The 14,612-nt window shown below is 38.8% G+C and carries 9 protein-coding genes; 5 read left to right on the top strand and 4 right to left on the bottom strand.

Annotation, left to right across the window (positions count from 1 at the left end):
* Window positions 1–13: 13 nt before the first annotated feature.
* Window positions 14–1,576 carry a hypothetical protein gene (locus tag DN064_RS00755; protein ID WP_115460703.1) on the bottom strand — a complete coding sequence of 521 codons (1,563 nt, stop codon included), beginning with the start codon at window positions 1,574–1,576 and terminating at the stop codon, window positions 14–16.
* Window positions 1,577–1,723: 147 nt separating this feature from the next.
* On the opposite strand from DN064_RS00755, the gene DN064_RS00750 reads away from it, so the two are divergent.
* Genes DN064_RS00750 through leuB form a run of 4 tightly spaced genes read left to right on the top strand, consistent with a single transcriptional unit; the run spans window position 1,724 to window position 6,031 of the window.
* Window positions 1,724–2,899: a 2-isopropylmalate synthase gene (locus DN064_RS00750; RefSeq protein ID WP_115460702.1), complete on the top strand. Its 1,176-nt coding sequence runs from the start codon at window positions 1,724–1,726 to the stop codon at window positions 2,897–2,899.
* Complete coding sequence (gene leuC, locus DN064_RS00745; RefSeq protein ID WP_115460701.1) at window positions 2,900–4,285, top strand: 3-isopropylmalate dehydratase large subunit; 1,386 nt, start codon at window positions 2,900–2,902, stop codon at window positions 4,283–4,285.
* 26 nt (window positions 4,286–4,311) lie between these two features.
* Window positions 4,312–4,902, top strand: a complete 591-nt coding sequence (gene leuD, locus DN064_RS00740; RefSeq protein WP_115460700.1) for a 3-isopropylmalate dehydratase small subunit — start codon at window positions 4,312–4,314, stop codon at window positions 4,900–4,902.
* 10 nt (window positions 4,903–4,912) lie between these two features.
* Window positions 4,913–6,031, top strand: a complete 1,119-nt coding sequence (leuB, locus tag DN064_RS00735) for a 3-isopropylmalate dehydrogenase (RefSeq protein WP_115460699.1) — start codon at window positions 4,913–4,915, stop codon at window positions 6,029–6,031.
* Between the two features lie 191 nt (window positions 6,032–6,222).
* Here the strand turns inward: leuB and DN064_RS00730 are convergent, their stop codons facing one another.
* Genes DN064_RS00730 through DN064_RS00720 form a run of 3 tightly spaced genes read right to left on the bottom strand, consistent with a single transcriptional unit; the run spans window position 6,223 to window position 9,667 of the window.
* Window positions 6,223–7,239 carry a glutamine synthetase beta-grasp domain-containing protein gene (locus DN064_RS00730; RefSeq protein WP_115460698.1) on the bottom strand — a complete coding sequence of 339 codons (1,017 nt, stop codon included), beginning with the start codon at window positions 7,237–7,239 and terminating at the stop codon, window positions 6,223–6,225.
* Window positions 7,240–7,293: 54 nt separating this feature from the next.
* Window positions 7,294–8,598, bottom strand: coding sequence for an ammonium transporter (locus DN064_RS00725; RefSeq protein WP_394347475.1), 1,305 nt, complete (start codon window positions 8,596–8,598; stop codon window positions 7,294–7,296).
* A 22-nt stretch (window positions 8,599–8,620) separates the two neighbouring features.
* Entirely contained in the window at window positions 8,621–9,667 is a 1,047-nt protein-coding gene (locus tag DN064_RS00720; protein ID WP_115460696.1) for an outer membrane beta-barrel protein, read from the bottom strand.
* A 443-nt stretch (window positions 9,668–10,110) separates the two neighbouring features.
* Here DN064_RS00720 and gltB point away from each other — a divergent pair, with 443 nt between their 5' ends.
* Entirely contained in the window at window positions 10,111–14,610 is a 4,500-nt protein-coding gene (gltB, locus tag DN064_RS00715; RefSeq protein WP_115460695.1) for a glutamate synthase large subunit, read from the top strand.
* Window positions 14,611–14,612 lie beyond the last annotated feature (2 nt).

Raw genomic sequence — 14,612 nt, 5'->3', positions numbered from 1 at the left:
AAAACCAAAGTTACTATCGATCTTTCAATGTACCTCTAGACTGTTCTAAAAACTTTCTTTTGAAAATGACACCAACCGGAACATTTTCAATTTTACTCTCTAACCAAGAAATGATATCCAGGTACAAAAATGCTCTACGTTCAAAAGGGTGGTCTTCGTATTGTTTTAGCCGTTGATGTAATTCGGAGAAAGCGGCTTTAACCTGGCCTGGATAGATGTCTTGAAGGCCTTTAATGAATTTGATCATTTCTTTTTGAACCTCATGCAAATCGTTCATTTTAATCAAGAAACGGTAGGTGCTTTTCAGTAAGCTGTCAAGATGAAAATCTAATCCAGCTTCGTAATGTGCAACTAAATTGAGAATCCTAGCAAAACACATAAGATCCTCACGAGCTTTTAATGATTTAGTTGAAATAATTTTTTGAAGATAGCGGATGCATTCCCTGTTATTGCCAGCACCAAAATGAAGGCAGGCAAATTTGTAGTAGAGTACCATTTTATAATGGGTATCAATTTTTGAACTTAAATGTCTCAATTCCTCTTCTATTTTCGGTATCTTATCGATGCCCTGATTAAAACTCCCATCTATAAAGTGCATATTTATGCTATGGGTGTTGAGGTAAATAAAGGACAGTATTTTTATGTTTTCGTTAGTCGGAAACGATGAGGATTCTAGTTGCCCCTTTAAATTAGTATAGGCTTCAATAAATCGCTCTTTTTTTCTTAGAAAGAAAATAGATTCCAACAAGTAGTTGTTTCCTTTTAAAAAAAATACTGGGTTCAGTGAAATCATCCTTGGATATTCATAAAATAAATTCACCCATTTTGAAGCAAAACGATAACAGTTTTTAAAATCCTGAAGCAAAAAACTAAACCAAAGGTGTGCATTGTAAAGCCACAGTTTCTCACGAAACCCCAGCAATTTAAAATCATATTTGGGCAATCTGTCCTCGAAAAAGGTTGTTATTTCATTCCGTTCAGATTCATTTTTTACATATCCAGATTTTAATATAATCCCATAAAGCTGAAGTGATAGGTTAGAAAGTTTACTAGCCGTGATGTTTAAGGTGCTTAATTCTTCAGCCTGCCTTGTTAAATCTTCAGCGCGATTGCTAATACTTCTTGTGATGTATTGGGATTCAATTATTTTCTCAAGTTCTACAATTTCATAAGCAAGATTCTTCTCCTCGTTTTTGATAGCAAACTCTTTGGACTTATCTAAAATTCTTAAACTCTGTTTGTACAATCCTTTGTGATATAGAATGGAGGCAAAATCCAACTGTTCTCGTATTTGAAGTCTCACATTTTGATGTGAAGGGTTCAGTTTTAAACTGATCAAAATTTGTTTATACAGGTGCGCTTTAACATTCGCCAACTGCTGCTTTTTTATAATACCATTATTGAGGATAGCAGCTTCGTCATAGGTTTTTGCTTTGTCTAGAAAATTAAAGAGATGCAAGAATTTTGAGTCCTGATTAATGTCAAGACGACCTACAAATAACTTGAATTGCCGCTTCTCCGATTTGGTAAGCGATTTTATAAGTAGAAATAAATGGTCTTTAACTTCCTTAGTCATCAATCAAAATATTATTTAAAAATCTGATAATCAAGCCTATACAGGGAATTTTCTCTGTTGAACATCGTAAACTGAATTCAAACAAAAAACCTAACTCAAACACCAAAGTATAAATTCGTAATACAACTGAAAAAATTATTTTAACAAATGTCTAGTCAAAGCGTTCAAATATTCGATACAACCTTAAGGGATGGAGAGCAAGTTCCTGGTTGTAAGCTCAATACAAAGCAAAAATTAGTCATCGCAGAACAGCTGGATCAATTAGGGGTAAATGTAATTGAAGCTGGGTTCCCAGTCTCAAGCCCAGGAGATTTCAATTCTGTTGTTGAAATTTCAAGATTGGTCAATAATGCAACGGTTTGTGGCTTGACTAGAGCCGTTAAAAATGATATTAAAGTAGCAGCAGAAGCCCTCCAAGATGCCAAATACCCACGGATACATACTGGAATTGGCACTTCAGATTCGCACATCAAGCACAAGTTTAATTCTGATAGAGAAACTATTTTAAAACGGGCGTATGATGCGGTTACTTTTGCAAAGTCCTTTGTGGAAGACGTGGAATTTTATGCGGAAGATGCCGGAAGAACAGACAATGAGTTTTTGGCGCGTGTTTGCGAGATAGCCATTAAGGCCGGTGCTACAGTCTTAAACATACCTGATACTACGGGTTATTGCTTGCCAAGCGAGTATGGTGCTAAAATGAAATACCTCAAGGAGAACGTCAAGGGGATTGAAAAGGCCATTTTATCCTGTCATTGCCACAACGATTTAGGTTTGGCTACCGCTAATTCTATAGAAGGGGTTATTAATGGAGCTAGGCAGATTGAATGCACCATTAATGGTATTGGTGAGCGTGCTGGAAATACGGCTCTTGAAGAGGTGGTTATGATATTAAAGCAGCATCCGTACTTAAACCTTGATACCTCCATTAAGACTGAGCGTCTTTATGGCATTAGTCAGTTGGTAAGTGAAAATATGGGAATTTATACCCAGCCCAACAAGGCAATTGTTGGTGCCAACGCCTTTGCGCATAGTTCGGGAATTCATCAGGACGGTGTGATAAAAAACCGAGCTACCTACGAGATTATTGACCCAAAAGATGTTGGTGTTACAGATTCTGCAATTGTTTTAACAGCAAGAAGTGGTCGTGCAGCCCTGGCCTACAGAGCCAAAAAAGTAGGGTATGATTTAACCAAGTTACAACTGGATGAAGTTTATGCCAACTTCCTCAATTTTGCAGACAGAAAGAAAGAGATTGATGATAATGATATTCATCAGATCATCGAAACTAGTAAGGCATACCGTCAAATTATTTCAGCTTAAATGAGTAAGAAAGCATTATTTGATAAGGTGTGGGATTCACACGTAGTCAGTAGTATAGAGAATGGACCGCAGATTTTATACATTGACCAGCATTTAATACATGAGGTTACCAGCCCTCAGGCTTTTAATGAATTGGAGCGTCGAGGTATTCCAATTTTTAGACCAGATCAGATTGTCGCTACAGCCGATCATAATACCCCCACTTTAAACCAGGATCAGCCAATTAAAGATGCTTTGTCACGGAAGCAGTTGGAGCAGCTCTCACAGAATTGTGAAAAGAACAACATTACCTTATACGAATTGGGTCACAAGTACAATGGTATTGTACATGTTATGGCTCCGGAATTAGGAATCACACAACCTGGTATAACCATGGTTTGTGGTGATAGCCATACCTCAACCCATGGTGCCTTTGGCGCCATTGCTTTTGGTATTGGCACAAGTCAAGTAGCTCAGGTTTTCGCTAGTCAATGCCTACTACTTAAAAAGCCTAAAAGTTTAAGAGTAACCGTAAATGGAACGTTAAAGAAAGGAGTGCTTCCTAAGGATGTTATTTTATATATCATTTCAAAACTGGGCACTAATTCTGGTACGGGTTATTTCTGTGAATATGCGGGAAGTGTTTTCGAAAACATGAGCATGGAAGGCCGAATGACCGTATGCAACATGAGCATTGAAATGGGTGCTCGAGGCGGGATGATTGCACCAGACCAAACAACATTTGATTATATAAAAGAACGTGAATTTGCACCAAAAGGGAAAGCCTTTGAAGAGAAGGTCGCTTATTGGAAAACACTACCAACTGATGAGGGAGCGATATTTGACAAGGAATACGTCTTTGATGCGGACGATATAGAACCTATGATTACCTATGGCACCAATCCGGGAATGGGTATAAAAATTACCGAAGCGATACCTGAAGAGGACACCCTGTCATTTAATAAGTCCTTACAGTATATGAACTTTAGCGCTGGAGAGCGTTTGATTGATAAACCTATCAATTATGTATTTATTGGTAGCTGCACCAATTCGCGTATCGAAGATTTTAGGGTTGCCGCCAGTTTTATTAAGGGCAAACAAAAAGCAGAAAATGTTACTGCCTGGTTAGTACCTGGTAGTAAGCAAGTGGAAGCTCAAATAATAAAAGAAGGCCTAAAAGACATTTTTGATGAGGCCGGTTTTCAGTTACGACAACCAGGATGCTCTGCCTGTTTGGCCATGAATGAGGATAAGATTCCACAAGGTGAATATTGTGTGTCTACCTCAAATAGAAATTTTGAGGGTCGTCAGGGGCAAGGGTCCAGAACCATTTTAGCGAGCCCACTTGTGGCAGCCGCAACCGCCGTGGAAGGTAAAATAGTTGATATTACGGAACATTTGAATTAGTAGGTATTAGAATTACAAATTAGTTTATGGAGAAATTTACAACACTTATATCGACTGCCGTTCCATTGAACATTGAGAATGTAGATACTGATCAAATAATACCTGCTCGTTTTTTAAAGGCGACCGATAAAAAGGGTTTTGGAGACAATCTTTTTAGAGACTGGCGATTTAACAAGGACGGTAGCGAAAACAAGGACTTTAACTTAAACAAAGCACAATACACGGGAAGTATATTGGTGGCGGGAGATAATTTTGGATGTGGATCCAGTCGTGAACACGCCGCCTGGGCTATTGCTGGCTATGGTTTTAAGGTGGTGGTGTCCAGTTTTTTTGCAGATATTTTTAAGGGAAATGCATTGAACAATGGTCTTCTCCCAGTGCAAGTTTCAGAGGGGTTTTTAAATGACTTAATGACTATTATAGAGTCTAATCCCTCATCGAAGATTGAAGTTGATTTGAGTAATCAGACCATCTCAGTTCTAGATTCAGAGCTATCTGAAAGTTTTGAGATTGACGCCTATAAAAAAACCTGTTTGATCAATGGCTATGATGACATTGATTATTTGATTAACAATAAAGAATTAATTGAGGCTTTTGAAGCCCAGAAAACATACTAACGGAAGACTTATGAAACTTAATATTGCAGTTTTACCAGGTGATGGTATTGGTCCCGAAGTAACTAATCAGGCTATTAGGGCACTTAACGCCATTGCTTCAGAGTTTGACCATAGTTTTAAATTCACAACAGCGGATGTTGGGGCGATTGCCATTGATAATTATAACGATCCGCTCCCTGATGAAACCCTGGAACTGTGTAAGTCCAGTGATGCTATTTTATTTGGAGCTATCGGTCATCCAAAATACGATAATGACCCATCTGCAAAGGTGCGGCCCGAACAAGGTCTCCTTGAGCTTAGAAAGGAATTAGGTTTGTTTGCTAATATCAGACCGGTAAAAGCCTATGAAACCTTATTGGATAAGTCTCCTCTTAAAAAGCATATCATAGAAGGGACGGACATAAGTATCTATAGAGAGCTGACAGGTGGTATCTATTTTGGGGAAAAACATTTAAGTGAAGACGGAAATTTAGCTTCAGATTTATGCGCGTATTCAAGAGAAGAAATAGAGCGTATTGCCCATTTGGCCTTTAAAGCAGCTCAAAATAGAAATCAAAAGGTAACTCTGGTTGATAAAGCCAACGTGCTTGAGAGCTCAAGACTATGGAGGAAAGTCACTACGGAAGTAGCCAGTGACTATCCAGATATTGAATTAGACTTTTTGTTTGTGGATAATGCGGCTATGCAGTTGATTTTAAACCCAAAACAGTTTGATGTGATTTTAACAGAAAATATGTTTGGGGATATTATTAGTGATGAGGCTAGTGTTATAGGCGGATCTATCGGCCTGTTGGCTTCGGCTTCTATTGGTGAAAAGCACGCCTTGTTTGAACCCATTCACGGATCCTATCCTCAAGCCGCAGGAAAAGGGATTGCTAATCCAATCGCTTCCATTTTGTCAGCGGCCATGCTCTTAGACCATTTCGGTCTAAACAATGAGGCAGAGCAGTTGCGATTAGCAGTGGAAAAATCCTTGAAGCTGGACATTACAACCCCAGATATTAATTCTAAATACAGCAACATCACCACTTCAAAAGTCGGTGAATTTATTGAAGATTTTATTTTCCATCCCAAGGACAAAAACATCAACTTCACTAATATTCATTTGGGTCAGTCTACCATTATATAATCTAAGTGACATATATTTAATTACACGGCTTCTAAAGTGTGATTAAAATGAAAAACCTTCTTAGCGGTATGAGCTAAGAAGGTTTTTTGCAAAATAAAACCTAACTAATCAATTTTCTCTTTAAAACGAGACCATCCTTATTTGGTTAGTCTCGTTTCGTAATTTCTTGAAATTGTTTATTTAGACAATAGTTATATAACTGCAGACTTTACAGTTTTAATAATACGTCCTGCAATTTTATAAGGATCACCGTTAGAAGCAGGCCTTCTGTCTTCTAACCATCCTTTCCAGCCTTTTTCAACTGTAATAATAGGAATACGAATTGAAGCGCCTCGGTCTGATATACCATAGGAAAACTCATCAATTGACTGAGTTTCATGTTCACCCGTCAAACGTTGATCGTTAAATTCTCCATAGACTGAAATATGCTCCTTGACCACAGACCTAAAGGACTCACATATTTTTTCATACGTTTCTTTAGAACCACATGTTCTTAATGTGGTGTTCGAGAAGTTGGCATGCATACCCGAACCATTCCAGTCCATGTCCTTACCTAATGGCTTGGGGTGATATTCAATATAATAGCCATATTTTTCCGTAAGACGATCTAAAATATAACGAGCGATCCATATTTCATCTCCTGCCTTTTTTGCTCCTTTAGCAAATAGTTGAAACTCCCATTGACCAGAAGCTACCTCTTGGTTTATACCTTCAAAATTTAGCCCTGCGTCTATACAGATATTGGCATGTTCTTCTACCAAATCTCTGCCATGGGTGTTTTTGCCACCTACTGAGCAATAGTACATTCCTTGTGGTGCAGGATATCCACCCACCGGAAAGCCTAAGGGTAATTGGGTGGATTTATCCATTATAAAGTACTCCTGCTCAAAACCAAACCAAAAGTCGTTGTCATCATCATCAATTGTAGCCCTTCCATTAGACTCATGAGGAGTTCCATCAGCATTTAAGACTTCAGTCATTACCAAATAACCGTTTTTTCTCGTGGGGTCTGGATAAATGGCCACTGGTTTTAATAAACAATCTGAGGAATCTCCAGTTGCCTGACGAGTAGAAGACCCATCAAAAGACCAAATAGGACAATCTTCTAATTTACCGCTAAAATTTTCTTCAATTTTAGTTTTACTTCTCATATTTTGGGTTGGCTTATAGCCATCTAACCAAATGTATTCTAATTTTGATTTGCTCATTTTAACTGTTTTTTATTTCAATTTTGTTGAGGATATCTCGAAAGAGATTTTTCTTTACTCACCTCTATTTCGTTTTCCTGGATAAGCAAGTGTTCCGTGTTCTGAAATGTCTAAGCCACTTTCTTCAACCTCTTTACTAACCCTTAGGCCAAAAGTCTTCTTTAATGTGAATAATACGATCCATGAAAGTACTACTGCCCAAACGGCATAAGCCAATGCTCCAATTGCTTGAACACCAAGCTGACCAGCACCGCCACCATTAAACAGACCAATACCTGTTTCACCATCTACACCCCAAAGTCCAATAACTAAAGTTCCCCAGACTCCTACAACTCCATGTACCGAAGCAGCTCCGATAGCATCATCAATCTTAAGTTTTTTCTCGATAAATTCAATTGAAAAAACGACTAAAATACCTCCAAGTAAGCCAGCTAATGCAGCACCTCCTTCTGTCATATTTCCGCAACCAGCAGTAATGCTCACCAAACCAGCCAGAGCACCATTTAGTGTTTGTGCAAGATGCGGTTTACCGTACCATACCCAAGTAGTAATTAAAGCACCTAATCCACCAGCGGCAGCAGCTAGATTTGTCACCAATACAACATTGGAAGCTCCAATGGCGTCAGCACCGCCCCAAGCTAATTGTGAACCACCGTTAAAACCAAACCATCCTAACCAAAGTATAAATACTCCAAGGGTAGCCAAAATTTGATTGTGACCAGGAATAGGCATTACTTTTCCATTGACGAATTTTCCAATACGAGGGCCAACTAATACCGCAGCAACTAAAGCAGCCCAGCCACCTACTGAGTGTACAATGGAAGATCCTGCAAAGTCGATAAATCCTAGTTCAGTTAACCAACCGGAACCTTGCCATTGCCATCCTCCTGAAATAGGATAGATTAATGCAGTCATGACAATTGAGAATACCACATAAGTTGAGTATTTTGTTCTTCCTGCGATAGCTCCAGATACAATAGTGGCTGCTGTAGCGGCGAACATTGTTTGAAAAAACAAATCAGCTCCTTCACCCTGGAAGAGACCGCTCCAGAAAAACCATCCGTTTGAGGTGTCACCATACATTAGAGAGTAGCCAACAAGCCAATACGTGAGCGAGCCAACACAGATGTCCAGCAAATTTTTCATTGCAATATTAACGGCGTTTTTTGAACGTGTCATGCCGGATTCTACAAGTGTAAATCCTGCTTGCATAAAAAACACTAGAATTCCGGATAATAGCATCCATAACATTCCTAAGTCTCCATTTATCGCTGCAACTGCATCTTCTATGTCTTTAGTAGTTGCAGGAACTTTTTGAAGGGTTAAGGCATGAGTGTAAAATGTTAGAAATTTAGTAATCATAATAATTAGTTTAGTTAGTTTAAAATGTATAAATAGCGGCTAATGTGAAAGCGGCTAGACTGTCCGCAGGGGCTCCGTCTTTATCAATTACGTTACCGTATAAGCCTCCCGTGGCGTTTGTTAAAGAATCTAATCGTAATTCTGGTTTTATAATTAGACTTTCTATCGTGAAGCTTCCAGTTAAAGTGGTTGCAAACACGCTTGGGTCTGGAACACTAACTAGATTGCCGGTACCTTCGTCTAACTCTTGAGATCCATGTAGTGAGAAGTATTCACCTCTTAACCCCAGTGCAAAAGTATCTGTAAATGTGTATTGTGGGTAAAGTGCTGCTCCATAAAATCCCGCACCACTATTGTCGTTATAAGCAGCATTAATTCCAAGGAAGAAGTCCTCAGTGAAATTGAAGCCACCAGTATAATCAATCTCAAATCCTAGACCTCCATTTTTTCCACTATCATAATAAATATTAAGATATTGATCTTTGTAACCTAACTGTGCACCAAGTGCATATTCCCCGGTAGTAGACGTATCATTAACATCCCAAGGGTTGGTTACGGCTAACATTAGGCTAAAATCATCTGATAGGGCAAAATCAGCTTTTAAACCTATGTGTGAAAACGGTCCGCTTGAAAAAAGGTAGGAAGTACTATAGTTGAAATTGGCAGCTGGTGCAATTACCTCGTACCCAAGAAATGTATTCCATCTACCAAAGGTTAATGTGGTCTTTTCAGAGACATTCCAATAAACATAAGCCTGATTGACTATACCGTCAATAATGTCTGAGTTAAAAGTAGCACTAGCACCTCTAGGCCCTACAACTAGGTCTAAAACTACTCCTACTTTATCTCCTTCATAACTAGCAATTAAGTTTCCCATACCTAAGGCAAATCCTGTTTGATCTGCGAAGGCCGTACCAAACGATGGTTCCAAGTTGTCAGGGGCAGTTAAAAAAGTTTGATAATAGGCGTCAACACTACCACTAAGAGTGAATCGCTTTTTTTCTTCTTCTTGAGCAAATAATCCCAAGCTTGCAATAAGCATCAAAAGTGTAAATTTTCTTTTCATAATTCTCTGTTTTAAAAAGTTAATTAGCACTCAAAACTATTTTATTTTTATTTGTACCCACAAAAAAATAGGGGTATAGATTGCATTTTTATGAATATTTTATTTTTACCCCCTTAAAATTTGGGGTATTTGATTTTCAAGATGATATTTTATAAAATTGACAAACGCTAGATTTAATAATTGTCAATAAATTCACATAAAAACTGAAAGATTCTTATTAAAAGGAAGTTTTCGAAAACGTTTTCGTAATATTTAGCATGTTTTATTAGAAAAAATTTCATTGGGAATTTTTCAATAATTCGCCTTTATATTGACGATTATTCAGTAAAATCGAATAGAATTATCGATTTTGGAAAAGTGATTTCACTTTTTTTCTAATAGCCTTAACGACTATATATTAGTAGTTCACAGCGGATTGAAGATCCCTTAAAAAAATAGGAGTTATGCTGAAGAAACAAGGTCTTTATTTACCCGAATTTGAACATGATAATTGTGGCGCAGGCTTTATCTGTAGTTTAACAGGGAAGCGTTCTAATGATATTATTCATAAAGCACTAGAAATTCTAGTAAAATTAGAACACCGTGGTGCTGTTAGTGCCGATGGAGTTACTGGTGATGGCGCTGGAATACTTATAGATATTCCCCATAAGTTCTTTACTGTTTTTTGTGAGTTTGATTTACCAGAAGCCGGACAATATGCTGTTAGTAATGTGTTCTTGCCTAGGAAAGAAAACCAACGCAGCTATTGTATTGATGTTTTTGAAACGGAGATAAAGAATCAAGGCTTGCAATTAATTGGTTGGAGGGATGTCCCTGTTAATAGTGAGGTTCTTGGAGACATTGCCAGAAGCACTGAACCATATGTTAAACAGGTTTTTATTGGGAAGTCTGATAATGACCAATCTGATAAAGAGTTTAGACTTAAATTGTTTGCTGCTCGTAAAATAGCCGAACACACTATATACAACTCGCGCTTATCCGAATCTCAGTACTTCTACCTGCCAAGTCTTTCAACCAAGATCATCATCTTTAAAGGTCTTTTAAAACCCGAACATATTAATGAGTACTATTTAGACTTAAATAACTCTGCCTTAAAGACTAGATTGGCCTTGGTTCATCAACGTTTTTCAACAAATACCTTCCCTACTTGGGATTTAGCACAGCCGTTCAGATACATTTGTCATAATGGAGAAATAAACACCCTTAGAGGCAATGTATCCAGGATGTTTTCTCGTGAGGAGATTATGAAGAGCGATGCCTTTGGGGAGGATTTGAAAAAAATAATTCCAACTGTCCTAAAAGGAAAATCAGATTCGGCCTCCTTAGATATGGTTGTGGAATTACTATTGATGACAGGGCGTTCTTTACCAGAAGCCATGATGATGTTAGTGCCTGAGGCTTGGGAAAAGAATCCCAATATGTCTGATGCTAAAAGAGCTTTTTACGAATATAATTCCTGTGTTATGGAACCATGGGATGGTCCAGCGTCAATTCCTTTTACGGATGGTAATTATATAGGAGCTGTACTAGATAGAAACGGGTTACGTCCATCGAGATATACGGTAACTAAAAATGGTAATGTTATCATGTCTTCTGAGACAGGTGTAGTAGACATTAAACCAGAGAACGTGGAGTATCACGGGCGATTAGAACCTGGCAAAATGTTCTTAGTGGATATGAACGAAGGAAGAATTGTCAACGATGAGGAGATAAAAGAAACCATAGCCTCCAAGCATCCCTATAGAAAATGGCTTGATGAAAATTTAATTCATCTAAAGGATATCTCTGCCAAAAAGGGGCCAATACTATATGATGAAATCGATCTCAAGAAGCGAGAAATCGTTTTTGGATATACTCAGGAAGACTTAAACACGATAATCAGACCCATGGCTCAGTTAGGAAAAGAGCCCATTGGGTCCATGGGAAGTGATACTCCAATAGCGGTATTATCCGAGCGCCCACAATTAGTTTACAATTATTTTAAGCAGCTTTTTGCTCAGGTCACAAACCCTCCTTTGGATGGGATACGAGAAGAGTTGATTACCGACATCAGTCTCACTTTAGGAAGCGATGTCAATTTGTTTGATATCAATGCGGAACATTGTAAGAAACTAAAAATCCAGAACCCTGTTATTTCAAAACACGATTTGGATAAAATAAGGAACTACGAAACTAATCCAGATTTTAAGGTCACTTCTATTTCCATGTTATATGAAGTAAATCGAGGCTTGAACGAGTTGGAAGTTGCCTTGGATAACTTAGTGACAAAAGCATCCAAAGCGGTGGACCAAGGCACCAATATTATCATACTGTCTGATCGTTATGTGGACGAGAATCACGCTCCAATTCCGGCATTGTTAGCCTGTTCCTATGTCAATCATTCATTACACAAACTCGGTAAACGTTCTCAGGTAAGCATCGTAATAGAATCGGCTGAACCTCGTGAAGTGCATCATTTTGCGCTGCTATTTGGGTTTGGTGCTAGCGCTGTTAATCCTTATATCGTTAATGAAATTGTCCAGGAACAAATCAATACAAATGACGTTACCGACTTAGAGTACCTCACAGCCATTAAAAACTACAATAAAGCTGTTGGGAAAGGCATTTTAAAGGTGATGAACAAGATTGGAATTTCTACCCTTAACTCCTATAGGGCGTCACAATTATTTGAATGTATAGGAATTAATACGGCTACCGTTGAAAAGTATTTCCCCAATACCCCAACGCGAATTCAAGGGATAGGCTTGAGAGAGATTGAGCAAGGAATAGTCAAGCGGCATAGACGCGCCTTTCAGGTTAATGACACCAATGTGGATATTGAAGTTGGAGGAGATTACCGTTGGAGGCGAGGGCAAGAAAAGCATATGTTTAACCCCCTAACCATAGCAAAGCTTCAGGAATCCGTTAGAAAAAATAAGACCACTACCTATAAAGAATACTCCAAGTTGGTCAATGATCAGTCCAAAAGCTTGATGACCATAAGAGGCCTATTTGAATTCGATCAGTTTGATCCAATCCCACTGGAGGAGGTGGAATCATGGACCGAGATTGTGAAACGGTTTAAAACTGGGGCCATGTCTTATGGATCCATCAGTAAAGAAGCGCACGAGAATCTTGCCATAGCCATGAATAGGATTGGTGGCAAGTCCAACTCTGGAGAAGGCGGTGAGGATCAGGAGCGTTTTTATAAGAGTTCACAGGGCGATTGGAGAAATTCGGCAATCAAACAAATTGCTTCTGGACGATTTGGTGTCACTTCTAATTATTTGACTAACGCTAATGAAATACAGATAAAAATAGCACAAGGAGCCAAACCTGGAGAAGGAGGCCAACTACCAGGACCCAAGGTGAATCGCGAGATTGCCAAAACAAGAAACTCTACTCCTTATGTGGGATTAATTTCTCCACCGCCTCATCACGATATTTATTCCATTGAGGATTTGTCGCAATTAATATTTGATGCCAAGTCAGCAAACAGAGAAGCTCGAATCAATGTAAAATTGGTCTCTGAAGTGGGTGTTGGTACCGTGGCCGCGGGTGTAGCCAAAGCCAAAGCTGACGTTATTTTAATTTCAGGTTTTGACGGTGGAACAGGGGCTTCACCGTTGACCTCATTGCGTCATGCAGGACTACCCTGGGAACTAGGGGTAGCAGAAGCACAACAGACCTTGGTGATGAATGATTTGCGCAACCGCGTTATCCTGGAATGTGATGGGCAATTAAAAACGGGAAGGGATGTTGCCATCGCCTGTTTACTAGGGGCAGAAGAATTTGGATTTGCAACAGCGCCCTTGGTGGCATCTGGTTGTATTATGATGCGTGTCTGTCATTTAAATACTTGTCCAGTTGGAATAGCAACCCAGAACCCAGAATTGCGAAAAAAATTCAAAGGGAAACCCGAACATGTGGTGAATTACATGTATTTCGTTGCTCAGGAACTGCGTGAAATCATGGCTAAACTAGGCTTTAGAACGGTTAATGAAATGGTGGGGCAGGTTCAGAAATTAAATCGCAATAAAGCCATTGAACACTATAAGGCATCAGGTATTGACTTAACTCCAATTCTTCATAAAGTTGAGGTGGCGGATGAGGTGAAACTATACAATACGGAAGAACAGGATCACAATTTAGAGAAGCATTTGGATTTTCAGATTATTAGTCAAGCTCATCAAGCTTTGTTTAGGAGGCAGCGCACTCATTTAGAATTGCCCATAACCAATATGGATAGAGCAATTGGCGCCATTGTAAGTAATGAAATTTCAAAAATTTACGGAGCTCAAGGGCTTCCAGAGGATACTATAAACATTGATTTTAAGGGGTCTGCAGGACAAAGCTTCGGTGCCTTTACAACTTCAGGAGTCCGGATGACGGTTCATGGTAATACCAATGATTATTTAGGTAAAGGCTTATCTGGAGGTAAATTAATAATAAAAGTGCCTTCAGAAAGTACCATAGTCCCCGAAGACAACATTATAACAGGTAATGTAACCCTTTACGGAGCAACTAGTGGTGAGGTATACATCAATGGAAAGGCTGGAGAACGATTTTGTGTTAGGAATTCAGGTGCTAAGGCTGTTGTGGAAGGCATTGGGGACCATGGATGTGAGTACATGACTGGAGGTGTTGCGGTTATTTTAGGAAGTGTTGGTAGAAACTTTGGTGCCGGTATGAGCGGAGGTATCGCTTATGTTTTAGATACGGATGACAACTTTAAATCCTTATGTAATTCCGCAGATTTAAATATTGATCCTGTGGTATTAGATGAGGATGAGCTTCAATTAAAAACCTTGATTGAAAATCACTATGCGGCGACAAATAGTCCTTTAGCCATCCGTATTTTAATGGATTGGGATAGCTACCTGCCTAAGTTTAAGAAAGTACTTCCAGAAGAATACAGACAGGCCTTATTACGATTAGAAAAAGAACAATTAGAAACAGCTTAAAT

The organism is Winogradskyella aurantiaca (genome assembly GCF_003362725.1).
Taxonomy (GTDB): domain Bacteria; phylum Bacteroidota; class Bacteroidia; order Flavobacteriales; family Flavobacteriaceae; genus Winogradskyella_A; species Winogradskyella_A aurantiaca.
The sequence above is the reverse complement of the archived record's forward strand: the minus strand, read 5'-3'. Positions and strand labels throughout refer to the sequence as shown.

Excerpts from the sequence above, each read along its gene's own strand:
- DN064_RS00755 (WP_115460703.1), bottom strand. The coding sequence starts at position 1,576 with ATGACTAAGGAAGTTAAAGACCATTTATTTCTACTTATAAAATCGCTT.
- leuC (WP_115460701.1), top strand. The coding sequence starts at position 2,900 with ATGAGTAAGAAAGCATTATTTGATAAGGTGTGGGATTCACACGTAGTC.
- DN064_RS00720 (WP_115460696.1), bottom strand. The coding sequence starts at position 9,667 with ATGAAAAGAAAATTTACACTTTTGATGCTTATTGCAAGCTTGGGATTA.
- DN064_RS00730 (WP_115460698.1), bottom strand. The coding sequence starts at position 7,239 with ATGAGCAAATCAAAATTAGAATACATTTGGTTAGATGGCTATAAGCCA.
- gltB (WP_115460695.1), top strand. The coding sequence starts at position 10,111 with ATGCTGAAGAAACAAGGTCTTTATTTACCCGAATTTGAACATGATAAT.
- leuD (WP_115460700.1), top strand. The coding sequence starts at position 4,312 with ATGGAGAAATTTACAACACTTATATCGACTGCCGTTCCATTGAACATT.
- DN064_RS00750 (WP_115460702.1), top strand. The coding sequence starts at position 1,724 with ATGTCTAGTCAAAGCGTTCAAATATTCGATACAACCTTAAGGGATGGA.
- leuB (WP_115460699.1), top strand. The coding sequence starts at position 4,913 with ATGAAACTTAATATTGCAGTTTTACCAGGTGATGGTATTGGTCCCGAA.